This window comes from Microbulbifer rhizosphaerae (assembly GCF_014191725.1).
Taxonomy (GTDB): Bacteria; Pseudomonadota; Gammaproteobacteria; order Pseudomonadales; family Cellvibrionaceae; genus Microbulbifer; species Microbulbifer rhizosphaerae.
In genome coordinates this window covers 322,893-345,680 of record NZ_JACHWZ010000002.1, presented here as the reverse complement: position 1 = coordinate 345,680, position 22,788 = coordinate 322,893, and the positions used below count along the sequence as shown (strand labels likewise).

The window sequence follows — 22,788 nt, the reverse complement described above, 5'->3', positions numbered from 1 at the left end:
GCGAATAAACGGCTCGCAGCATCGGAGTCTTAAAATTTTAATCACAGCGCTTGGAGCCACGTTCCGCTTTTTGCGCACTGTCGCAGTGCGCTGTCCCAACATTTCAAATAGTGTCTTTCGCCATGCAAAGTCAAAGGATTTTTCAGGCGTAAACAACAGACGATAGACGAAATAGCTGTCAGGTAAATACCATCACGCTAAAAGTTGACTGATTGTCACTCTCTAGGATCCGAAACGAAATCCCGTCTTTCTAGACCATATTTTTTCATCTTGTCATACAGCGTCTTGCGAGGTAGCCCCAGGCTCACCATGCTGTCCTTGATGGACCCGCGGTGGCGTCGCAGTGCCTCTTCGATCACGGAACACTCGAACAGTTCGACGCGTTCCTGCAGGGTTTGCTGGCCGTGCAGATCCTCCTGTGAATCTGTGGGTGAGGCGCCACTGTTCAGCGCACCTGCACCGAGCAGAACATACCGTTCAGCCAGATTCCGCAATTCACGCACATTCCCAGGCCACTCCTGGCTTTTCAGCCGGGCCATGCTTTCCGCATTCAGGGGAATCAGCTCACGGTGGTGGCGGGCCGATGCGACCACGGCGAAGTGTTGAAAGAGCAGTGGAATGTCCTCCCTGCGCTCCCGCAGTGGCGGTATGGGGATGGTGACCAGGTTGAGGCGGTAGTAGAGATCACGACGGAATTTTCCGGAATCGCTCAGGGCGAGTAGATCCTCTTTGGTGGCGGCGATGACGCGGATATCCAGAGAAATTTGCTGATTGCTTCCCAGGCGCTCAACCTGACGCTCTTCCAGAACGCGGAGCAGTTTTACCTGCAGCGTCAGCGGCATACTCTCGATTTCATCGAGAAACAGGGTGCCGCCGTTGGCGTACTCGAACTTGCCGATGCGGCGCTTGTCGGCGCCGGTAAAGGCGCCGGCCTCGTAGCCGAAGAGTTCGCTCTCGATGATACTTTCTGGCAGGGCACCGCAGTTGATGGCGACAAAGTTTTTGTCACGGCGGGCGCTGTGATCGTGCAGGTAGCGGGCTACCAGGTCCTTGCCGGTTCCGGTATCGCCAAACAACAGAATATCGGCGGGGGTGTCCAGTACCCGGTGGATAAGTTCCCGCATTTGGCGAATGGCGGGGGTATTGCCGAGAATACGGGGGCCAGGGGCGGCGAAGTTCTCCACCTCCGCCTTGAGTTTACGGTTTTCCAGCGTCAGATGGCGCTTTTCCAGCGCCCTGCGTACTACTTCCAGCAGGTGTTCGTTATCAAACGGTTTTTCAATAAAATCGTACGCGCCGTTACGGATGGCGTTGACGGCCATGGATATATCACCGTGGCCGGTCAGTAGTATCACCGGTAGTCCCCGATCGATTTTCAGTGTGTGTTCTGTCAGCGCGAGGCCGTCCATGCCCGGCATATTGATATCGCTGATCAAAATGCCGGGCCACTCCGGTGCCAGTTTCGGCAGTACCTTCTCGGCTGAGTCAAAGGTTTCCACCGTGTAGTCGTGTAGCTCCAACAGCTGCCTGACCGCGTCGCGGATATACTTCTCATCGTCTACATAGGCGATTGGGCCGCCCGGCGAGGTGGTGGGCTCTGTGTTCATTGATTCTCGCCTCTCTGTTTATTGGTTTTGGCCGCAGGCAGTTGTATACGGAAAATTGCTCCTCCGTCAGGATGGTTGCGCGCGCTCAATTCGCCCCGCATGGATTCGATAATCTGGTAGGAAATGGACAATCCCAGGCCCAGCCCCCGCTCTTCGCTCTTGGTGGTGAAGAAGGGCTCGAATATGCGGCTCAGGTTGCTCGCTATAATGCCGGGTCCGGAATCGTGGAATTCGATAATGACTCGGTCGTGCTCACGCCAGGCATCTATATTGAGCGTCTTTTGATCCTGGTTTTCCATGGCTTGCATGGCGTTCGACAGGACATTAACGATAACCTGTTCGAGACGAACCATATCCCCGAGTACGATAAGCGGTTCGCCATGAAAATGCTGCTGACAAGTGATCCCTGCATTCTGGTATGCCCTGTGCATAATGGTCATGGCGCCCCGCACACTTTCGCGCAGGTCGATGGGGCTGAGCATACCCGGGCTATTCCGCGAGAACTCTTTGTACTGCGCAATAATTTTGCCCATACGCTCGCTGAGAGCATTGATCTGGAGCAGGTTTTCCCGGGCTTTATCAGGGTTGTCCCGGTCGAGGAGTGTGACTGCCGTCTGTGCATAGCTGCGCAGGGCAGCCAGCGGTTGGTTGAGTTCGTGGTTGATACTGGCCGACAGGCTTCCGATTACAGCCATCTTGGCGGTTTGTATCAATTCGTCCTGGGCGTGCTTTAACATCAGCCGCGCCTTTTCCTTCTCCTCCACTTCGGCAACCAGGCGCCGGTTGGTTGTTGTCAGCGCCTCTGTGCGTTTGCGGACCAGGCGCTCCAGCTCGTGGCGGGAACGGCGCAGCAACTTGAGGGTTTTGGCGCGCTTGCGGAGGTAAAGCAATACCATGACCACGAGCAGGTAGCAGGCCGCAGCGGTCAAGAGCAGGATAAAGCGCTGGCGTCGGACTTCTTCAAGGGTTGTCAATGTCATGGCCCGCCAGCCGACTACGGGCATGGACTTGGATTGGGCCAGAATGCGGGCCCTTCCCTCCTGGGGGCTTCCGAAATCGAGCAGTTGAGAGCCTTTACGGGAGGGAAGGCTTGTCGGCCGCGCTTCAGTTACGTCCAGCTGACCTATAGTCGTTCCCGCATACTGCTGATTTTTGGCCAGCTCTCGGCGCTGGTCCGCCGTTAGCGGGTAGAGGGCATGCAATATCCAGTCGGGTTCGGATGAAAAGAAAATAATCCCGTTGTTGTCGATTACCAAGTATTTGAAGTTGCCTCCTCTGGCGGCGCGCAGCCATTCCCTTTCCAGGTTCTGGATGTTTATCTTTGTGACGATGACCCCTATCACATCATTATCGACAGTTAATGGCGCGGCATAGTAATAGCCGCGCAATCCGGAAGTGGTGCCGAGAGCGTAGTAGCGGCCGAAAAAACCGTTTTTGGCCTGTGTGAAGTAGGGGCGAAAGGAAAAGTTTTTACCGACAAAGCTGGTAGGTTTTTGCCAGTTGCTGGCGGCGACGACGTCGCCCTTCAGGTCCATCAGGTAAATATCGGATGCGCCGGTAATACCTTCAACTTCCTGGAGGTAGATATTTGCTTCACTCTGTAGCGAGGCGGCCGGCTTTTGCAGCAGGTTCTGAAGCAGGGTGTTGGTGGAAAGCACCTGGGGAATGGCTTCGTATCTGCCCAATGCGCCTTCCAGGTAGGCCGTGAAGTTCTGCAGCTGAAAGCCCGATTCCCACTGCAGTCTCCGAAACGCCGCGGCGGTGCCCAGGCGCTGGGTGATAAACAGCGTCAGCAGAAATCCCGCCACTGCCAGGGTGGAGACAAGAATACGTAGAATGTAGGTGCGGGTTGTGGTCACTCTGGCTGTTCACTCGGCGATGAGGATATAGCTCTGTAGGAGCGGCCGCTGGCCGCGATCGGCTTTCACTACGAAGTGAGGCTGATCGCGGCCAGCGGCCGCTCCTACAGGGTGGTTACTCGGGTAAGGCATTTCGTCACCGCAATCTATCTGTAAAAGGGCCCGGCCGGTTCGGAAGGACGTAACTGCTGGGTCCTTTCCCTCCCGGCCGGGTCCGACAGGGGTCAACCACCCCCCGAATAGCCGAAATACTCGGGCAGCACCAGCGAGATCTGCGGCACGTAGGTGATTAATAGCAGAAACAGCAGCAATAATGCCAGCCAGGGAGCGGCGGCACCGATCACCCAGCCGATCCCGCGGTTGGTAATACCGGCGGTCACAAAGAGGTTCAGACCCACTGGCGGCGTCAGCATGCCGATCTCCATGTTCACCACCATGATGATTCCCAAATGGATGGGATCGATTCCCAACTGGGTGGCGATAGGGAACAGGATCGGGGCCAGAATCAGCAGAATGGCCGTAGGCTCCATAAAGTTCCCGGCCATCAGCAGCAGGATATTGACGATGATCAGAAAGCCCCAGGCCGGCAGTCCCCATTGGATAATGGCCTCGGCAATGGCGTGGGGGATACGCTCCGTCGTCAGCACATGGGCAAACAGCATGGCGTTGGCGATGATAAACAGCAGCATCAGGGAGACTTTGGCGGCGTCCAGCAGAACTTTCCTGACCTCTTCGTCCGTGCTGGCGCGGGGGAGGGCCAGGGCGATGCCGCCGATATTGCGACCCAGCGTCCGGCTAAAGGACTCTCCCGCCTTACGCCAGGGGACCCCCTTGAGGGGACCGATATCGCGGTAACCCACGATGGCAACCAGGAAGGCGTACACCGCGGCCACGGCAGCCGCTTCGGTGGGGCTCGCCACGCCGCCGTAGATGGAGCCGAGCACGATGAAGATCAGCATCAGGCCGCCCAGGGCCTTGATGCCGGAGCGGGAGAGCTGGCCGATGCCGGGGAAGGGGCGCGAAGGCAGCTTTTTGATGCGGGCCAGAATATAGATGGCGATCATCAGAATGCCCCCCATCATCAGTCCGGGGATCAGCCCGGCCATAAACAGCCTTGCGGCCGAGACCTCTGTGGCGGCGGCGTAGACCAGCATGACGATGGATGGCGGGATCAGGATGCCCAGAGTTCCCGCATTGGCGATCACACCGGCGGCGTACTTTTCGGGATAGCCGGCCCGCACCATGCCGGCAATGACGATGGAGCCGATTGCCGCTACCGTGGCGGGGGAAGAGCCGGATACGGCGGCAAAAAGCATACAGGCCAGAACGGAGGCCATTGCCAGGCCCCCGCGAATATGGCCGATCGAATCCATCGCAAAATTGATCATCCGGCGGGCCACGCCGCCGGTGGACAGGAATGCCGATGACAGAATGAAGAACGGAATGGCGAGCAGCGTGTAGTGCTCGGAGGTGGCTTCAAAAAATTTCAGTGCGACCGATGCCAGGGAATCGTTGGAATATATCAGGATGGTCAATACGCTGGAAAACCCCAGGGCAATGGCAATGGGCATGCCCAGCAGCATGCAGATGAACAGTACCAGGAAAAGAGTTGCAATAGTCATGTTCAGGCTCCCTCGGCCAGTGCGGCATTAAGTTTCGGGGAGGGGCGGTCGGGGGCGATGTTTTCCTTGTCTGCCAGTTGCAGACTCTCTTTCACTTCGTCGGTGTGGCTGAAGCCGTCAGCTGTACCGCGGATAACGTCCCACAAAAGGTGTAACAGGCGCAGGGCCATAAGGCCGAACCCGACCAGCAGTATGCTGGTGACCGACCACTTCGGCAGGGGCAGGTCTTCCATTTCCAATCCGATCATGTGCAGTTTGCCCACGTAAACCCATCCCCCATACATAATCAGGCCGCAGTAGGCCAGGCAGATCAGTACGGCAATGGCGGTACAAATGCGTCGTCCGGTGCGGGGGAGGAGACGTACCAGGGCGTCCACGCCGATATGGGCGCCGATTTTTAGGCCGTAGGACATGCCGAAAAGCACGAACCAGGCTGATACTGTCAGGGTGAGTTCTCCGATCCACATAACGCCGACGCCGAATCCGAAACGCAACACGACTTCGACAAAGACCAGCAGGGTCATGGCAACCAGCAGTGCGCTGATGCACCCTTCTTCAAGACGCTCGATAAATTTTTTTATATTCACGACTATTGAACCTCAAGGCAGTGAGCCCGGTCGGCAAAGCTCTGTCTGTCTTCACCGTGGAGCTGGGCATACTCTCCTGGGCTGTGCAAAAAATGCGGGCCGTTGGTGGCCCGCGATCTTAGAGTTATTGATTGGATGCTACCGCGGCGGCAATTAGATCCCGGCCGATCTGCTTTTCGAACTGCTTCCATACCGGCCGCATGCTCTCCACCCATTGTTCACGCTGGCCGGCGGTCAGCGGCAACACTTTGGTCTGCCCGGAGGTGATGATGGCCTCTTTGTCCTCCTGGTCCTTGAGATCAGCGACCTTGTTGCCATAGGCGATGGATTCATCCAGTGCCTTCTTGATTTCCGGGCGCAAGTCGTCCGGCAGGCCCCGCCAGAACTCGGCGGAAGTGACCACCAGATAGTCGAGAACTCCGTGATTGGTTTCGGTTATGTAGGGCTGGACTTCAAAGAATTTCTTGGAGTAGATATTCGACCAGCTGTTCTCCTGCCCGTCGATAGCCTTGGTTTGCAATAAGGTGAATACTTCGGAGAAAGGCTTTTTCACGGGAATGGCATCGACGGTTTCGAATTGGGCAGCGAGAACGTCCGAGGTCATGATACGGAATTTCTTGCCCTCGGCATCCCGGGGTTCTCGGATGGGGGAATTGGCGCTCAGCTGTTTCATGCCGTTGTGGAGGTAGCCGAGGCCGACCAGCCCTTTTTTCTCCAATGAACCCAGTATTTTCTGGCCCGCCGGACTTTGCTGGAAGCGGTCCACGGCTTCCATATCCTCGAACAGAAACGGCAGGTCAAACACCTGCAGTTGGTCGGTAAACTTCTGGAACTTCGATACCGAGGGTGCGGCCAGTTGCACGTCACCCAGCAATAGAGCCTCCAGTACCTTGTTGTCACCGAACAGCTGGGCATTGGGAAATACCTGGACAGACACCCGGCCGGGGAAGCGTTTTTCCACAAGCTCCTTGAAGTGAATGGCCATCTGGCCCTTGGGAGTATTCTCTGCCACGACGTGGGAAAATTTGATTTCGATCGGGGCGGAAAATGCTGTGAGGCTGAAGGCGCACAACACGGTGGCTGCGCCTGCTTTGATAAGGTTGCGAATGGACATAATGTTTCCTCTCTATCGCGTTGTTTATTGCTATGGTTGCGGGGCCGGTCAGAATTTGTAGACGTAGTCCATGTAGAAGCGGTTATCGAGCTCATCCTCTTTGACCTGCGCGACCGTGCCCTTTTCGTCCGAATGGTAGTCGTGGGCAATCCAGCGGAGGCTCAGGCCTTTTACGTTGGGTAGGTTCCATTTGACATCCAGCTCCGTATACCACTCGTCGGCTATGCCCAGAGACTTATCCACGGTGTTCTCCGCACCTTCGCCGCAGGTGTAACTCAGCTTGGTGGTGAGTCCGGGAACCAGGTCCGTCCAGTTGTAGGTGGTGCGCAGCTGCCAGATATCTTCATTTTTTCCGGTCAAGTCGGGTGCGATGACCGAGCGGGTGGGGAAGGGGTTGCGGCCGTGGTCGCCGGTGAAGTTGTCCTCGAGCCAGACATCGTCGCGAATCGCGGTAAAGGCTCCGCCCAGGGTCAGGTTGCCGCGCTTCCACTCCGCATCGACATAGGCAGCGCGAGCGTGGTTCTCCGGCTCGACGCCGTCGACATAATCCATTTCGCCTTTTTCAGCGCCGACTGCGAACAGTTCGCCGTCGTCGTCGGAAGTGAAATAACCACCGCTCAGCATGAGACTGGAATTCCCCAGTGGGAGCTGGTAGCCAAGGCGCAGGCCGCGTTTTTGCAGGTAGTCTTTGCTGTTCAGCTGTTCCAGCTCGGCCGTGAAGTTGCCGCGTTTGTACTTGGCACCGAAGACGCCGATGTAGTCTATGGCACCGGCTTCGGTAATATCCGTGCGGAAACCTTCGAAGTGATCGTCGTGCCGACTGGACCACTGATCGACACGCACGCCGTAGAGTTCGAAGTCGGCCAGCTTTCCATTAATGCTGACGCCGTTGTAGGAGCTGGGAATGGCGCGCGTTCCGGAGGAGGAGAGCAGCATGGTCTTGACCAACTGGCGGCCGATCTTCGCACTCACGCGGTCGGCGACGTTGAGTTTCAGGTAGGCCTGACCGATCTTGGAGAAAGCGTCGTCCAGCTCGCCGCTGTTGGTGCGGGTGAGAATGTCATTGCTCATCGCGCCGGAGGAGGCCAGTTCCTGCACGTGGTAGCCGGTCACATCAAAGCCGATCAGGTTTCCCAAGTAGCCTGAGCTGTAACCCAGTTCCAGGCCCATAGCCGACTGTTCGCGGTTCTTGCTGTCATTTTCGTAGTCGCGATCAAAGTGGATGCCGCGGATCTTGGCGTTGACGCCGCCGCCTTCCCAAAAACCTTCGTCCGCGAAGGCGGGGGCGGCGGCCAGCAGGCAGAGGGAAGTGGTGCTCAGGGCCAATGGCAGGCGAATTATTCTCATCATTGCTCTCCTGGTATTTGTTATTAGATACCCGGCGCATTTGCGTTGTTATGGCGCCCGGGTACCTATGGCAAGAGCAAGAGCCATACCAGTTGCTGAAATTTCCCTTTTTCTCTATAAAAATCAAAGTATTAGCAAAAAAACCAAACCGCGGGCCGGTGTTGGAATGGGTGGCTGTTCACCCATTGGCTTTGGGGAAATGGGTGGGATTACGCCAACTGGTGCCCTGGCGGGCGGGTGGGATCGATAAGTTCTAACGGGATTTTGAGGATGTAAGGATCAGGCGGCCCGGGGTTTTTCCATAGGGTCAACGGCGCGGGCCGCCGCGTACAGATAATCTTCAAGACCGTATTGTTCAAACTCCTGGGAGCAGCTGTAAGTCAATTTCACCACATGATCGTCGCTGCTGAGGCGGGCTTTTTTCCTGATTTCCTTCCAGCTAGGAATATCTCCGGTTTCCGTCGGTAAATGGATCTCTTTCGGTCCCGTACTTAAATAAGCCGCCACAAATCCTGTCCAGAAATAGCGCAATGCGGTCTCAGGTTCCGGGCAATAGGGCAATACCAGCCGCAGTGCATGGCATCCGGTTACCCCGTGCAACAGGGTGAAATCCCCGGTGCCCCGATAGGCATCAATGGCCACCCGTGCAATATCCTCCAGCGCCAATTGCTCCGGCTGTATGGGGGTATCCAGCCAGCCGTGCTGCTGCGTTACCGAAAACATATGGTCGGAAATATTTCCCGGCGCCAGGGAGATCAGCGGATAGCGCTCTGCCAGTAGCGATGGTATTTCCCTGGCGGGCATCGGGATCTGTTCCCTGCTGGCCAGCAGCGTGTGGTATTCCAGGTTCCAGTAGGCCAACCCGGTGGCGATTTCCTGTTGGTGCTCTGCGTCTATGCCGTAGGCGGTGCGGATCAGCGGGTGGAAGGCGGCGGTGGCAATGGCCGGGAGTAGCGGCGGCAGCTCGCGGCGCAGACACTCCTCGATGTCGTGTTCCTTTATTTGTAGCTCGTAGTAACGCAGGGCGCTGGGGTAGAACTCCTCCCGGTTGCGGCATTCGGCGATACAGACGGATGGGGTCGGCGGTGGCAGTTGCGGTCTTTCCAGGGAGGGGACGCAGCGTTCGAAGGCGCGCTTTAACTGCCTGCGGCTGGCGCCCATCTTGTCCAGGGCGATTAGCACCATCGGTAGATGGTTGGCGAGACGGTCGCCATAACGAACATGGTATCGACTGGCGGCCTCCAGCAATTCCGCGCAGTAGCGGGTAATGCTCATATTGGGCCTGCTAAAACTTATTCCACTTCCACTCTATCCCCCAAGTGTATGGTGGCTCCGTTCGGGTCGCTAAGACGCGGCGCCAGGTTCTGGCCAAAGTAGACCTGGCCGTCCTCCCCGCGCCGGTAGCGCGACAAGGTGCGCAACGGTTCCTTGGTGGGCCGGCCGGTGTCCGGGTCCAGTCCGGGAATGGCGCAGCGAGAGCAGGGGTGGGTACCCTCCAGTTCCAGGGGGCCCCCCGCTGTGTGAATGCGGATCAGGCGCCAGTCATCTTCGGCAAAGGGGGCGGCGCCTTCGATGACCAGGTTGGGGCGGAAGCGCAGCATGGATACCGGTTCCTCCAGGCGCCCGTTGAGATCGTCCAGGGAGGCCTGGCCGATCAGCAGCAGCGGCGCGCCGTCAGCAAAGCCGACCTGGATACCGTCGCGGGGCGATGGCAGAGGGCGGCGGTATTCGCTGCCCATGGCAACCAGGCGTACCGGGGTTTGCAATTGCTCACTCAGCCATTCGGCAGCGCTGTCGCCGGCGTCGCGGGCGGTGCAGGTGTCTTTCCAGACGCGCACCTGGCGCATTGGGGCGGAGCTGTCCGGCCGGGATACCTCGATACGGTCGCCGCTCTGGTTGCGGATGCTGACCCCGGCCTCGGTGACAGTGGCCTGCAGCCTGGCCATGGCGCGCAGGCGGCGCTGGGTGACGAACTGGTTGTCGCTGTCGACCAACATCCAGCGGCGGTCGCCGACGGCGCCGAAGCGGTCCAGCGTCAGGGATTCGCAGCGGTGGCCTTGGAGGGATTTGATGGGGAAGTGGTAGAGGGCGGAGATGTGCATCCGAGTCATTTTTCCTTCTTCTGCGCAGCTCCCCTCTCCCACTTGCGGGGGCGGGGGCTTCGATCTGCCCCCCTCTCCCTAACCCTCTCCCCAAGGGGAGAGGGGACCGATCGAGGTATCGGCGGGCTCCGAAATAAAAAGCCCGCATCAGCGGGCCTTCAGTTTTATCAGGTTTTGAGTTTCTTGTACTGCATCCGGTGCGGCGTGGCCTCTTCGCCTTTGCGCTGGGTGAAGTCCTCGTGGTACTCGGTGTAGTTGCCCTCGAAGAAGACCGCTTCGCTCCCGCCCTCGTAGGCGAGGATATGGGTGGCCACCCGGTCCAGGAACCAGCGGTCGTGGGAGATCACCAGGGCGCAGCCGGGGAAGTTGAGCAGGGCTTCTTCCAGCGCGCGCAGGGTTTCGATGTCCAGGTCGTTGGAGGGTTCGTCCAGCAGCAGCACGTTGGCGCCCTGCTTTAACGTGTACGCCAGGTGCAAACGGCCGCGCTCGCCACCAGAGAGCTCGCCCACGCGTTTCTGCTGGTCGCTACCTTTGAAGTTGAAGCGCCCGACGTAGTTGCGCGAGCCCACTTCGTAGTTGTTGATCCTGAGCATATCGTGGCCGTCGGAAATGGCCTCCCATACGGTTTTGTTGTCGTCCAGGTTTTCGCGGCCCTGCTCGACGTAGGCGACCTGTACCGTCTCTCCGATCTTGATATTACCGTTGTCCGGTTGCTCGGTACCGTTGATCATGCGGAACAGGGTGGATTTGCCCGCGCCGTTGCCGCCGACGATGCCCACGATCGCGCCGTTGGGTACGCGGAAGGACAGGTTGTCGACCAGCAACCGGTCGCCGAAGCCTTTGCTTACACTCTCGAACTCGATCACGTTGTCCCCCAGGCGCTCGCCCGGCGGAATGTAGATCTCGTTGGTCTCGTTGCGGGCCTGGAAATCCTGGGACTGCATCTCCTCCAGGCGCGAGAGGCGCGCCTTGTTTTTGGACTGGCGGCCCTTGGGATTCTGGCGCGCCCACTCCAGTTCTTTCTGCATGGCCTTGGCGCGGGCCTGCTCGCCGCGCTGCTCCTGTGCCAGGCGCTTTTCCTTCTGCTCCAGCCAGGTGGTGTAATTGCCCTCCCAGGGAATACCGTGGCCGCGGTCCAGTTCCAGTATCCAGCCGGCTACATTGTCGAGGAAGTAGCGGTCGTGGGTGATGGCCACCACGGTGCCGTTGAAGTCGTGCAGGAAGCGCTCCAGCCAGTAGACGCTCTCCGCGTCCAGGTGGTTGGTGGGCTCGTCCAGCAGCAGCATGTCCGGGCGAGACAGCAGCAGGCGGCACAGGGCCACGCGGCGCTTCTCGCCGCCGGAGAGGTTGTTCACGTCCGCGTCCCAGGGCGGCAGGCGCAGGGCGTCGGCGGCCACTTCCAGGCGGTGCTCCAGATTGTGCGCGTCCCAGGCCTGGATGATGTCCTCGAACTGCTGCTGCTTCTTGGCCAGGGCGTCGAAGTCGGCATCCGGCTCGGCGTAGTCGGCGTAGACCTGCTCCAGGCCGGCGAGGGCGTCGATGGCTTCGCGCATGCCGTCCTCGACGTTGCCGCGCACGTTCTTGGCCGGGTCCAGCTGCGGCTCCTGGGGTAGGTAGCCCACTTTGATCCCGGGCATGGCCCGGGCCTCGCCGTTATAGTCCTGGTCCACGCCGGCCATGATGCGCAGCAGGGTGGATTTACCGGCGCCGTTCAGGCCCAGCACGCCGATCTTGGCGCCGGGGAAGAAGGACAGGGAGATGTCCTTGAGGATTTCGCGCTTGGGCGGCACTACCTTGCCCACCCGGTTCATGGTGTATACGTATTCGGCCATTTAAGGTTCCAGTAAACAGAGTTGGAATCGGTCAGAATTTGCGCGCAACTTATCAGGTTGATGAAAAAGTGCAACCGGGCGCTTTTCGGCCAAAAGCCCACCGATAATCAGCTGCGGGCGGCCAGCTGCGGGCGGCCAGCTGACGCGGGTGTTTATCTGTGTTTAACTGCCTTGGAATTTTTTACCCTGATAGAGAGAACGATGGATCAGAACTCTCCGGTACTCTTTTCCCGCCGCGGCGCCCTGGCAGTCGCCACCCTCAACCTGCCCAAGGCACTGAACGCGCTCAACCTGGATATGATCCGGCTGCTGTCCCGGCAACTGGACGACTGGGCCGCGGACGACAGTGTGGCCTGTGTGTGGATAGACGGCAGCGGCGACCGGGGGTTCTGCGCCGGCGGCGATGTGGTCAGCCTTTACCGGGAGTCCAGCGGCTACGGCGAGGCGCCGCGCTACGACTACACTACTGAGTTCTTTTCCTGCGAATACCGGCTGGACCACAAAATTCACACTTATACGAAACCCGTCGTGGTCTGGGGAAGCGGCATAGTGATGGGCGGAGGCATCGGCATTATGGCCGGCGCCAGCCACCGCATCGCCACCGACACCACCCGAATGGCCATGCCTGAGGTGACCATCGGCCTGCTTCCGGACGTGGGCGGCAGCTGGTTCCTGAGCCGCATGCCCGGCCGCCTGGGCCTCTTCCTGGGCCTGAGCGGAGTCCAGTTCAACGGCGCCGATGCACTGTTTGCCGGGCTGGCGGACCGCCTGCTGCCGAGCGGTGACAGGATGGCCACGCTGGAGCGATTGGAAGCGCTGCCGTTTACCGCCTCGGCGGAGTCCGACCATCGCCTGGTGAGCGACTGTCTCAAGGAGTTGGAATTGCCCCGGGAGGAGCGCCCGAAATCGGTGCTGTGGGAGCATTACGACCAGATCCAGGCGCTCACCGACTACGCCAGCCTGCCGGAGGTCTGCCGGGCCATTGCAGGCTATAAAGGAGAGGACCCCTGGCTGCAAAAGGCTGCCGCCACCCTGTGGGCGGGTTCGCCGCTGACGCCCTGGGTTGTCTGGGAGCAGCTGCGCCGGGGCCGCCACCTGTCCCTCGCCGAAGTGTTTCGCATGGAGCTGGTGCTGGCGGTCAACCTCTGCGCCAGCGGCCACTTCAGGGAGGGTGTGCGCGCCCTGCTGATCGACAAGGACCGCGAGCCAAGGTGGCAGCCGGCCAGCCTGGAAGAGATTACCTCGGGGGAGGTGGAGAAATGCTTCGTCCCTCCCTGGGCGCAAAGCCCGCTTCACGATTTGTAGGAGCGGCCGTTGGCCGCTCCTACAGGGAGATACAACCATAACAAAAGGGAGTTAACACAATGGAGAAAGTCACTTTTATCGGTCTCGGCAATATGGGCGGCCCCATGGCCGCCAACCTGGTCAAGGCCGGCTTCCGGGTCACCGCTTTCGATCTGTCCGAATCGGCGCTGGCACACGCGGTGGAAAACGGTTGTGAGCGCGGGGAGAACGCGCAGCAGGCAGCGCAGGGGGCCGATGTGGTCATTTCCATGCTGCCTAGCGGCGATGGGGTAAAAGGGCTCTACCTGGGTGCGCGAGGGCTGCTGCAGGCGCTCGATCCGCGCACCCTGGTAATCGACAGCTCCACCATCTCTGTCAACGACGCGCGCCAGTTGATCGCCGCCGCGGCCAGCCGGGATATCCGCGCCATTGATGCGCCGGTCTCCGGCGGCACCGCGGCGGCGGCCGCCGGCACCCTGTCCTTTATGTGCGGAGGAGACGCGGAGGCGGTGGCGGCGGCGCGGCCGCTGCTGGAGGCTATGGGGGCCAGGCTCTTCCACGCCGGTGCCGCCGGTGCCGGCCAGATCGCCAAGATCTGTAACAATATGCTGCTTGCCATCCATATGATCGGCACCGCCGAGGCGCTGCAGATGGGGGTGGACAACGGCCTGGATCCCAGTGTGCTCTCGGAGATCATACGCGCGAGTTCCGGCGGCAACTGGTCACTGGAAAAATACAATCCCTATCCGGGGGTGATGGACGGCGTGCCCGCCTCCAGCGGTTACGCCGGCGGGTTTTCGGTGGCATTGATGCTCAAGGACCTGGGCCTGGCGATGGACACCGCCGCCGGCAGCGCCTCTTCCACACCCCTCGGCGCGCTGGCGAAAAATCTCTACCAGCTGCATGGCAGCAGCGAGGAGAACCGACGGTTGGATTTCTCCAGTATTCAGAACCTGTTCCGGCGGCCGGCGGGGAAGGGATGACGGCAGGTCAGTGTAGGAGCGGGCCATGCCCGCGATCGGACTATGCCGCGAAGCTGGATCGATCGCGGGCATGGCCCGCTCCTACAGCGCAATCTCGCGGGTCCCGAGTCCCTAAAAATAGTAATCCTCCATATTGATTTCCCGCCAATCGTAGACCAGCTGTTCGCCATCCGCGGTGACCAGGCTCACCCGCTCGGCAGCGATGCAGGTGGACCAGTCCACCTCCCGCCAATCCACCAGCTCAGCGCCGCCGTGTACTTTGATCACAGCGTCCTGCCAGACCTGTGCGCACTGCTCGGGAACACTGCCCTGCACGACCAGCTCGCGTCCCAGGTATTTGCCGTAGCGCAGTTGCGGCATCCAGTTGAGGTGATATCGGATTTCCGCGCTCTGTAAATAGTATTTGCCACCGGCCTCCACCAGTGTGCCGCTGACCGTGATCGACATCGTGGGAGGATTGGCGGTGCAGGCGGCCAGAAGAAGCGGAAAGAAAGGCAGGGCAATACGCGGAGACATAAAAAAACCTCGCGGAAACGGTTGCCGGTAAACTTAGCTGGCATATCGAGGTTTTTGGCGTCTGGACAAAAATTGCAATCAAGCGGTCGGACCTTGCTGAAGTTATCACGCACATCTGTGACCCGTGAACTGTTCCTCCGCAAGATAGGCGGATAGAATCCGCGCAATTTTTCCGGTAAACAACAATTGGGGGTACCTATGCGTACTTTTGCAAAGGGGCTGGCTGCGCTGGCTCTGGCCTGTTCTTCCGCAGCCAACGCCGAAGGCGGTTACTTCGGCGGGACCGCCGGTTTGATGACCATTGACCGCTCCAATTTCGATGACCCTTTCAATCTCGGCCTGCGCGCCGGCTATACCTTCGCTTCCGGCTGGGGCTTTGAAGGGGAATACACCAACTCGATCATCAGCGGCGAGGCCGATGCCTTTAGTGGAGATATCGATGTGGATATCCAGACCCTCGCCTTCTATGGCACCTACCGCTCCCACGGCAATATCTACTTCAAAGGCCGTGCCGGCATCCTGCACGAGGATATCGACTTCTTCGGCGACGACACCGGTATCTCCCTCGGTGCCGGCGTAGGCTTCAACTTCGGCCCCAACACCAACGTGGAACTGGAATACACCCTGATCGAAGAGGACGTGAACTTCTGGTCCGGGACCATGATCCTGTCCTTCTGACCCCTCCCCCCCGGCGCGGCCGCCCGGTCGCGCCTTGGCGCACAGCCCCCTTGGTGTACAATGCGCGCCTTTCCAAACCGCCAGTTTCATCTAGTCTGAACTCAGCCCGCTTTACCGAGGGAATACCATGTTTGATTCATCCACCAAGCTCTCTTCTTTCGACCCGGAAATCTGGGAAGCCATTCAGGAAGAGGACCGCCGCCAGGAAGAGCATATCGAGCTGATCGCCTCTGAAAACTACACCAGCCCGCTGGTGATGACGGCCCAGGGCACCAGCCTGACCAACAAGTATGCAGAGGGCTATCCCGGCAAGCGCTACTACGGTGGCTGCGAGTATGTGGACAAGGTGGAGACGCTGGCGATAGAGCGGGCGAAAGAGCTGTTCGGCGCCGACTACGCCAATGTGCAGCCCCACTCCGGCTCCCAGGCCAACGCCGCGGTCTATCAGGCCCTGTGTGCCCCCGGAGACACCGTGCTCGGCATGAGCCTGGCCCACGGAGGCCATCTGACCCACGGCGCACGGGTGAACTTCTCCGGCAAGATGTACAACGCGGTGCAGTACGGCCTCAACCCGGAGACCGGCGAAGTGGATTACGAAGAGGTGGAACGCCTGGCCCTGGAAACCAAACCGAAGATGATCGTGGCCGGCTTCTCCGCCTACAGCCGGGTGATGGACTGGGCGAAGTTCCGCACCATTGCCGACAAGGTGGGCGCCTACCTGATGGTGGATATGGCCCATGTGGCCGGCCTGGTGGCCGCGGGCGAGTACCCGTCCCCGATCCCCCACGCCGACGTGGTGACCTCAACCACCCACAAGACCCTGCGCGGCCCCCGTGGCGGCCTTATCCTGGCGCGCGCTAACGAGGAGATCGAGAAGAAGCTCAACTCCGCAGTATTCCCCGGCGGCCAGGGCGGCCCGCTGATGCACGTGATCGCCGCCAAGGCGGTGTCCTTCAAGGAGGCCATGAGTCCCGAGTACAAGGCCTACCAGAAGAAAGTGGTGGAGAACGCCCGCGCCATGGCCGAGACCTTCCTCGACCGCGGCATCAACATCGTCTCCGGCGGCACCGACGACCACCTGATGCTGGTGGACCTGATCGGCAAGGAGTACACCGGGAAGGACGCCGACGAGGCCCTCGGTAACGCCAATATCACCGTGAACAAGAACGCCGTGCCCAACGACCCCCGCTCACCGTTTATCACCAGCGGCCTGCGCGTCGGCACCCCGGCGATCACCACCCGCGGTTTCGGGGTGGAGGAGACAAAGCAGCTCACCCACTGGATCTGCGACGTGCTGGACGGGCTGGAGAAGGGCGACGCCGAGCCGGTGATCGCCGAGGTGAAGGAGAAGGTGCTGGAGATCTGCGCCCGCTATCCAGTATACAAAAGCTGAATCGCGCTCCGCAGGGCGCACCCTGCGGACTGTGTTAAACTGCGCGCAATTTTTCTACAGGGCCTCCCCTCCATGCACTGTCCTTTCTGCGCCGCAGAGGAAACCAAAGTCGTCGATTCCCGCCTGGTCGCCGAGGGCGACCAGGTGCGCCGCCGGCGCGAGTGCCTCCAGTGCCACGAGCGCTTCACCACCTTCGAGACCGCCGAACTGCTGCTGCCGCGGGTGATCAAGCAGAACGGCCAGCGCGAACCCTTCAACGAGGAGAAGCTGCGCGCCGGCATCCAGCGCGCGGTGGAAAAGCGCCCGATCAGCACCGAGCGGGTGGAATCCGCCGTGGCCCAGATCAAGCACGCCCTGCAGGCCACCGGCGAGCGCGAACTGCCCGCGCGCGCCATCGGCGAACTGGTGATGGAACAGCTGCGCGAGCTGGACCAGGTGGCCTACGTGCGTTTTGCCTCCGTCTACCGCCGCTTCGAGGATGTCAGCGAGTTCAGCGAGGAGATCGAGCGGCTGACGCGGAAACCCGCGGAGCCCCGCTGATATGCTGCCCCGGGAACTGATGGCGCGGGCGGTACAGCTCGCGGAGCGCGGCCTTTACACCACCATGCCCAATCCCCGGGTCGGCTGCGTGATCGCCGACGGCGACGGCCGGATCCTCGGCGAGGGCTGGCACCGGCGCGCCGGTCTGCCCCACGCGGAGATCGAGGCGCTCACCGATGCCGGCGAGCGATCCCGCGGTGCCACTGTCTACGTCACCCTGGAACCCTGCAGTCACAGCGGCCGTACCGGCCCCTGCGCCGACGCCCTGATCGAGGCCGGCGTGGCGAAGGTGGTTTACGGCATGCAGGACCCAAATCCCGCGGTGGGCGGGCAGGGGCTGCAGAGGCTGCGCGATGCCGGCATCGAGGTGGAGGGACCACTGCTTGAAGAGCAATGCCGAGCCCTCAACCCCGGCTTTATCAAGCGCATGGCCCTGGGTCTGCCGTTGGTGCGCATCAAATCCGCCATGAGCCTGGACGGCCGCACCGCCATGGCCAGCGGCGAGTCCAAGTGGGTCACCGGTCCCGCCGCGCGCGCCGACGTGCAGCGGCTGCGCGCGCGCAGCTGCGCGGTGGTCACCGGGGTGGAGACGGTGCGTTTTGACAACCCCAACCTGAACGTGCGCGCCGACGAAATGGCCCTGGAGCTGCTCGCCGCGGAAAGTGCGGCCCAAATGATCATGGTGCAAGAGGTCCAGCCATTGCGGGTGATCGTCGACAGCCGCCTGCGCACCCCCGCGAACGCCTTTATTCTGCAGGGGGAGGCCCCCACCTTGATCTGCACCACCGAGGGGGCGGACAATGCGCGCCGCGAGCGCCTGCAGGCTGCCGGTGCGGAAGTGCTCACCCTGCCGGCCGGTGCCGAGGGCCGCGTGGACCTGAGTGCACTGCTGGCGGAGCTGGTCCGGCGCGAGTGCAACGAGGTACTGATCGAGAGCGGCGCCACCCTGTCCGGCGAGTTTCTCTACCGCGGCCACGTGGACGAACTGATCGTGTACATGGCCCCGAAGCTGTTGGGCAGCACCGCCCGGCCGCTGTTCGAGCTACCCATCAAGCGTATGGGTTCGGTGCTGCCCGTAACGATCACCGATATGCGCGCAGTGGGGCACGATTGGCGCATTACAGCCACAACCGATATAGAACGCTGATGTTTACCGGAATTATCGAAGCCATCGGCGAAATCGCCGAACTGCAACCCCGGGGCGGGGACCTGCGCCTGCGGGTAAAAACCGGCAAGCTGGATCTGTCCGACGTACAGCTGGGCGACAGCATCGCCACCAACGGCGTCTGCCTCACGGTGGTGGACCTGCCCGGCGACGGCTACTGGGCGGACGTCTCCGCGGAGACCCTGGCGGTGGCCACTGTCGGCGAGTGGAAGCGGGGCGAGCGGGTGAACCTGGAAAAGGCCCTGACCCCACAGACCCGCCTCGGCGGCCATATCGTCAGCGGCCATGTGGACGGTATCGGCGAGGTGCTATGGCGCAGATCCGAGGCCCGCGCCGAGCGTTTCCGCCTGCGCGCGCCGGACGCGCTGGCAAAATATATCGCCCACAAGGGCTCGATCACCGTCGACGGCACCAGCCTCACGGTCAACGCGGTGGAAGGCGGCGAGTTCGAACTCACCATAGTGCCGCACACCCTGCGGGAGACGGTGATGGGCGACTATGCCGCCGGCACCCGGGTCAATCTGGAAGTGGACCTGATTGCGCGCTACCTGGAGCGGCTGCTGCTGGGAGATGAGGCCGCCAAATCCGACGAAGGCCTTACGGTGGAATTTCTGGCCAAGCACGGTTTTTACAAGGCCTGATAATGGGCTCGGGACTCGAAAGAATAGCTCCCCTCTCCCGCTTGCGGGGGAGGGGCCGGGGGAGGGGGCTTCGATCGGCACCCCTCTCCCTAACCCTCTCCCCCAGGGGAGAGGGAACAGCACCTCCCTTTACTCCCTTCCCCGCATATGGGGACCGGGGGTATGGGCCACAAATCACGCTTAGAGAGATTTATGGAATTAAATACGGTTGAAGAACTGATCGACGACATCCGCCAGGGCAAGATGGTGATCCTGATGGATGACGAGGATCGCGAGAACGAGGGCGACCTGGTGATGGCCGCGGAGCAGGTGCGCGCCGAGGATATCAACTTTATGGCCACCCACGCCCGCGGTCTGATCTGTATGCCCATGTCCCGGGAGCGCTGCGAGCAGTTGGATCTGCCGCTGATGTCACGGGACAACGGCGCCCAGTTCAGCACCAACTTCACCGTGTCCATCGAGGCGGCCGAGGGGGTCACCACCGGTATTTCCGCCGCCGACCGCGCGCGCACCGTGCGCGCCGCAGTGGCGCGCAATGCGAAGCCGCAGGATATCGTGCAGCCGGGGCATATTTTTCCGATCATGGCCCAGCCCGGCGGTGTATTGAGCCGCGCCGGTCACACCGAGGCCAGCTGCGACCTGTCGCGCCTGGCCGGCTTCGAGTCGGCGGCGGTGATCGTGGAAATCATGAACGAGGACGGCACCATGGCGCGCCGCCCGGACCTGGAGATCTTCGCGCAAAAGCACAAGCTGAAGATCGGCACCATCGCCGACCTGATCAACTACCGGGCCCTCAACGAAAAAACCGTGGAGTGCACCAACGAGCGCCAGGTGCACACCGAGTTCGGCGAATTCAAACTGCGCACCTACCTGGACAAGGCCCGCCGCGAGCGCCACTTCGCGTTCGTGAAAGGCAAACCCGCCCCGGAGGAACCGACCCTGGTGCGGGTGCACGTGGGCAATACCCTGCGCGACGTGCTTACCATCCGGCGCGGCGATGAGAAATTTGTCCCCTGGACCTTCCGCACCGCCATGCAGCGGGTGGCGCAGGAGGGCAAGGGCGTGGTGGTGCTGATCTGCCACAACGAGACCACCGAGGAGATCGAGGAGAGCATCGACTGGCTGATCAGCGGCAAGCAGCAGCGCCCCAGCCAGGACCTGGTGTACAAGCAGGTGGGTACCGGTTCGCAGATACTGCGCGATCTGAATGTGCGCAAAATGCGCCTGATGAGCGCGCCGTTCAAGTTCAGTGCCATCTCCGGTTTCGACCTGGAAGTGGAAGAATATCTGAACATCGACCAGGAATAGTTTGTTTTTTTAGGATGGGCAAAGCGCAGGCAGAAAATTGCTCCATGCATTTGCTGCATTCCCGCCATCCATGGCGGGCTCGTGCCCATCATGCGGAAATTGATGGGCACGCTGCGCTTTGCCCATCCTACGCGATAGAAAAGAAATTATGAGCGATATCCAAGTAATCGAAGGCGACTTCACCAACTGCCAGGGCAAATACGCGCTGCTGGTGAGCCGCTGGAATAGTTTTGTAGTTGAAAGCCTCAAGAGTGGCGCCCTGGACACACTGCGCCGCAAAGGCATCAAGAACGAGGACATCACCATCTATTACACCCCGGGCGCCTTTGAATTCCCCCTGGCTGCGCAGAAGCTTGCCGCCAGCGGAAATTTCGATGCGATCATCGCCCTGGGCGCGGTGATCCGCGGCGGCACCCCGCACTTCGAATACGTCGCCGGCGAGTGCACCAAGGGCCTGGCCCAGGTGTCCCTGAACAGCGGCGTGCCGGTGACCTTCGGCGTGCTCACCGTGGACTCCATCGAGCAGGCCATAGAGCGCGCCGGCACCAAGGCGGGCAACAAGGGCTGCGAAGCGGCGGAAACCGCGCTGGAAATGGTTTCCCTGCTCGGAAAAATATAAGCCCGGGAACGCCGAGCCCCAGCTCGGCAACGCGGGCGCAGCCCGCGCGAGGAGCGTGAAAGATTGTTGTAGGAGCGGCCGTTGGCCGCGATCGATGTATCGAGAAACAGCCAATATCCAATCGCGGCCAACGGCCGCTCCTACAGCGTGACTATCGGAAAGCGAAAGTTATGACCGTTACCGCATCGGCCCGCCGCAAGGCGCGCCACTACGCCATGCAGGCGCTCTACCAGTGGCAGATGGCCGGCGCCAGCCTGAACACTATCGAGGCCGAGTTCCGTACCGACAACGATATGAGCAAGACGGATGTGGACTACTTCCACGATCTGCTCCACGGTGTGGCGAAAGAACTCGACGAAGTGGAGGGTGCCTTCGAGCCGCACCTGGACCGCGCCATCGACGGCCTGGACCCGGTGTCCCGCGCGCTGTTGCGCATGTCCAGCTACGAACTGAAAAACCGCATCGACGTGCCTTACAAGGTGGTGATCAACGAGGCGGTGGCGCTGGCAAAGAAATTCGGCCCCACGGATTCCTACAAGTTTATCAATGGCATTCTCGACAAAACCGCTGCGGATCTGCGGGCGACGGAAGTCGCCGCGGATAAAAAGTAGCGGCAGCAGGCGGTAACGATCCCGTGCGCGGCCCCGGCGAATTCGAAATTATCCGCGATTTTTTTGCCGGAGCAAAAAAATTGAGCGAGGGCGTGGTGGTGGGTATCGGCGACGATTGCGCGCTGCTGAAGCCGCCGGCGCAGGGACTGCTCGCCACCAGTGTGGATACTCTGGTAGCCGACAGGCATTTTCCCGCGGACGCGGACCCGGCGGCCATCGCCGCGCGCGCGCTGCGGGTCAATCTCAGCGACCTGGCGGCGATGAATGCCAAGCCCCTGTGGTTCACTCTGGCGCTGACGCTGCCGGAGAGCGATGCGGATTGGCTGCGGGAATTTTCCCGCGGCCTGCTGGAGACGGCAGAGCTGTTCGGCATTTCCCTGGTGGGAGGCGATACGACGCGCGGGCCGCTGTCTGTCACCATCCAGGTCACCGGCAGCAGCAAATTACCGCTGCGCCGCGACGGGGCCCGGGTTGGCGATGGCATTTATGTCAGCGGCCCGGTGGGCGCAGCCTCGGCGGCGCTGCCGGTGGTGCTGGGGCAGGCTGCCGCCGGGCATGAGAGAGAAGAGGCGCGGCGGGCTTACTACTTTCCCGAGCCGCAACTGGCCCTGGCCGCGGCAATCGGTGAACTGGCCGGCAGTGCGGTGGATATTTCCGATGGCCTGCTGGCGGACCTGGGACATATCTGCAACGCCAGCCGTGTCAGCGCGGACGTCCATATGGAATCGGTGCCTGTGTCGCCGCTGGCCCGGCAGCTGGCCGGAGAGAACAGGGCCCTGGAACTGGCCGCCACCGGCGGCGACGATTACCAGTTGTGTTTTACCGTTCCGGAGAAACACTGGTCCGCGCTGGAAAAACTCGGACTGGATATCGCACGCATAGGAACCATTGTGCCGGCGGAAGGAAATCCCGGGGTGCGCAGTTGGCTGGATGGAAAACCCTGGTCCCCGACCCGATCAGGTTACCAACACTTTTGATTC

The 22,788-nt window shown here is 60.9% G+C and carries 21 protein-coding genes; 11 read left to right on the top strand and 10 right to left on the bottom strand.

Going from position 1 to position 22,788, the window contains the following annotated elements; genetic code table 11:
• Window positions 1–215: 215 nt before the first annotated feature.
• The 9 genes from FHS09_RS03240 to ettA form a co-directional block, all read right to left on the bottom strand.
• A complete protein-coding gene (locus FHS09_RS03240; protein ID WP_183456626.1) occupies window positions 216–1,607 on the bottom strand; it encodes a sigma-54-dependent transcriptional regulator in 1,392 nt (463 codons plus the stop codon).
• Complete coding sequence (locus tag FHS09_RS03235) at window positions 1,604–3,415, bottom strand: sensor histidine kinase (RefSeq protein ID WP_343057395.1); 1,812 nt, start codon at window positions 3,413–3,415, stop codon at window positions 1,604–1,606. Before FHS09_RS03235 ends, FHS09_RS03240 begins: the two co-directional genes overlap by 4 nt.
• A gap of 275 nt (window positions 3,416–3,690) precedes the next feature.
• Window positions 3,691–5,088 (bottom strand): TRAP transporter large permease, encoded by a 1,398-nt coding sequence (locus FHS09_RS03230; RefSeq protein ID WP_183456622.1) that lies wholly within the window; start codon window positions 5,086–5,088, stop codon window positions 3,691–3,693.
• Between the two features lie 2 nt (window positions 5,089–5,090).
• Entirely contained in the window at window positions 5,091–5,675 is a 585-nt protein-coding gene (locus FHS09_RS03225) for a TRAP transporter small permease subunit (protein ID WP_221191763.1), read from the bottom strand.
• 124 nt (window positions 5,676–5,799) lie between these two features.
• The gene (locus FHS09_RS03220; protein WP_183456620.1) at window positions 5,800–6,789 is read right to left on the bottom strand and encodes a TRAP transporter substrate-binding protein; all 990 of its coding nucleotides are present in this window, start codon (window positions 6,787–6,789) and stop codon (window positions 5,800–5,802) included.
• Between the two features lie 48 nt (window positions 6,790–6,837).
• On the bottom strand, window positions 6,838–8,139 hold the full coding sequence (locus FHS09_RS03215) for an OprD family outer membrane porin (RefSeq protein WP_183456618.1): 1,302 nt from the start codon (window positions 8,137–8,139) through the stop codon (window positions 6,838–6,840).
• Between the two features lie 276 nt (window positions 8,140–8,415).
• Window positions 8,416–9,411, bottom strand: a complete 996-nt coding sequence (locus FHS09_RS03210) for a questin oxidase family protein (RefSeq protein WP_183456616.1) — start codon at window positions 9,409–9,411, stop codon at window positions 8,416–8,418.
• Between the two features lie 17 nt (window positions 9,412–9,428).
• Entirely contained in the window at window positions 9,429–10,247 is an 819-nt protein-coding gene (locus tag FHS09_RS03205; RefSeq protein ID WP_183456614.1) for an MOSC domain-containing protein, read from the bottom strand.
• A gap of 158 nt (window positions 10,248–10,405) precedes the next feature.
• The gene (gene ettA, locus FHS09_RS03200; RefSeq protein WP_183456612.1) at window positions 10,406–12,070 is read right to left on the bottom strand and encodes an energy-dependent translational throttle protein EttA; all 1,665 of its coding nucleotides are present in this window, start codon (window positions 12,068–12,070) and stop codon (window positions 10,406–10,408) included.
• Between the two features lie 201 nt (window positions 12,071–12,271).
• Between ettA and FHS09_RS03195 the strand changes: the two genes are divergently transcribed.
• Entirely contained in the window at window positions 12,272–13,375 is a 1,104-nt protein-coding gene (locus FHS09_RS03195) for an enoyl-CoA hydratase/isomerase family protein (RefSeq protein WP_183456610.1), read from the top strand.
• A 59-nt stretch (window positions 13,376–13,434) separates the two neighbouring features.
• Window positions 13,435–14,337 carry a 3-hydroxyisobutyrate dehydrogenase gene (mmsB, locus tag FHS09_RS03190; protein ID WP_183456608.1) on the top strand — a complete coding sequence of 301 codons (903 nt, stop codon included), beginning with the start codon at window positions 13,435–13,437 and terminating at the stop codon, window positions 14,335–14,337.
• Window positions 14,338–14,448: 111 nt separating this feature from the next.
• On the opposite strand, the gene FHS09_RS03185 is transcribed toward mmsB, so the two are convergent.
• On the bottom strand, window positions 14,449–14,853 hold the full coding sequence (locus FHS09_RS03185) for a hypothetical protein (protein ID WP_183456606.1): 405 nt from the start codon (window positions 14,851–14,853) through the stop codon (window positions 14,449–14,451).
• A gap of 198 nt (window positions 14,854–15,051) precedes the next feature.
• Here FHS09_RS03185 and FHS09_RS03180 point away from each other — a divergent pair, with 198 nt between their 5' ends.
• The 9 genes from FHS09_RS03180 to thiL all read left to right on the top strand — a co-directional run bounded on the left by FHS09_RS03180 (window position 15,052) and on the right by thiL (window position 22,785).
• Complete coding sequence (locus FHS09_RS03180) at window positions 15,052–15,531, top strand: outer membrane beta-barrel protein (protein ID WP_183456604.1); 480 nt, start codon at window positions 15,052–15,054, stop codon at window positions 15,529–15,531.
• A gap of 127 nt (window positions 15,532–15,658) precedes the next feature.
• On the top strand, window positions 15,659–16,924 hold the full coding sequence (gene glyA / locus FHS09_RS03175) for a serine hydroxymethyltransferase (protein ID WP_183456602.1): 1,266 nt from the start codon (window positions 15,659–15,661) through the stop codon (window positions 16,922–16,924).
• Between the two features lie 72 nt (window positions 16,925–16,996).
• Window positions 16,997–17,464: a transcriptional regulator NrdR gene (nrdR, locus tag FHS09_RS03170; protein ID WP_183456600.1), complete on the top strand. Its 468-nt coding sequence runs from the start codon at window positions 16,997–16,999 to the stop codon at window positions 17,462–17,464.
• Window position 17,465: 1 nt separating this feature from the next.
• The gene (gene ribD / locus FHS09_RS03165) at window positions 17,466–18,611 is read left to right on the top strand and encodes a bifunctional diaminohydroxyphosphoribosylaminopyrimidine deaminase/5-amino-6-(5-phosphoribosylamino)uracil reductase RibD (protein WP_246394341.1); all 1,146 of its coding nucleotides are present in this window, start codon (window positions 17,466–17,468) and stop codon (window positions 18,609–18,611) included.
• Complete coding sequence (locus FHS09_RS03160) at window positions 18,611–19,270, top strand: riboflavin synthase (RefSeq protein WP_183456598.1); 660 nt, start codon at window positions 18,611–18,613, stop codon at window positions 19,268–19,270. The genes ribD and FHS09_RS03160 overlap by 1 nt, the downstream gene beginning before the upstream one ends.
• 192 nt (window positions 19,271–19,462) lie before the next feature.
• Complete coding sequence (ribBA, locus tag FHS09_RS03155; RefSeq protein WP_183456596.1) at window positions 19,463–20,578, top strand: bifunctional 3,4-dihydroxy-2-butanone-4-phosphate synthase/GTP cyclohydrolase II; 1,116 nt, start codon at window positions 19,463–19,465, stop codon at window positions 20,576–20,578.
• Between the two features lie 148 nt (window positions 20,579–20,726).
• The gene (gene ribH, locus FHS09_RS03150; RefSeq protein WP_183456594.1) at window positions 20,727–21,197 is read left to right on the top strand and encodes a 6,7-dimethyl-8-ribityllumazine synthase; all 471 of its coding nucleotides are present in this window, start codon (window positions 20,727–20,729) and stop codon (window positions 21,195–21,197) included.
• A gap of 170 nt (window positions 21,198–21,367) precedes the next feature.
• Window positions 21,368–21,808 (top strand): transcription antitermination factor NusB, encoded by a 441-nt coding sequence (gene nusB / locus FHS09_RS03145; protein WP_183456593.1) that lies wholly within the window; start codon window positions 21,368–21,370, stop codon window positions 21,806–21,808.
• Window positions 21,809–21,831: 23 nt separating this feature from the next.
• A complete protein-coding gene (thiL, locus tag FHS09_RS03140) occupies window positions 21,832–22,785 on the top strand; it encodes a thiamine-phosphate kinase (RefSeq protein WP_183456591.1) in 954 nt (317 codons plus the stop codon).
• Window positions 22,786–22,788: the final 3 nt, after the last annotated feature.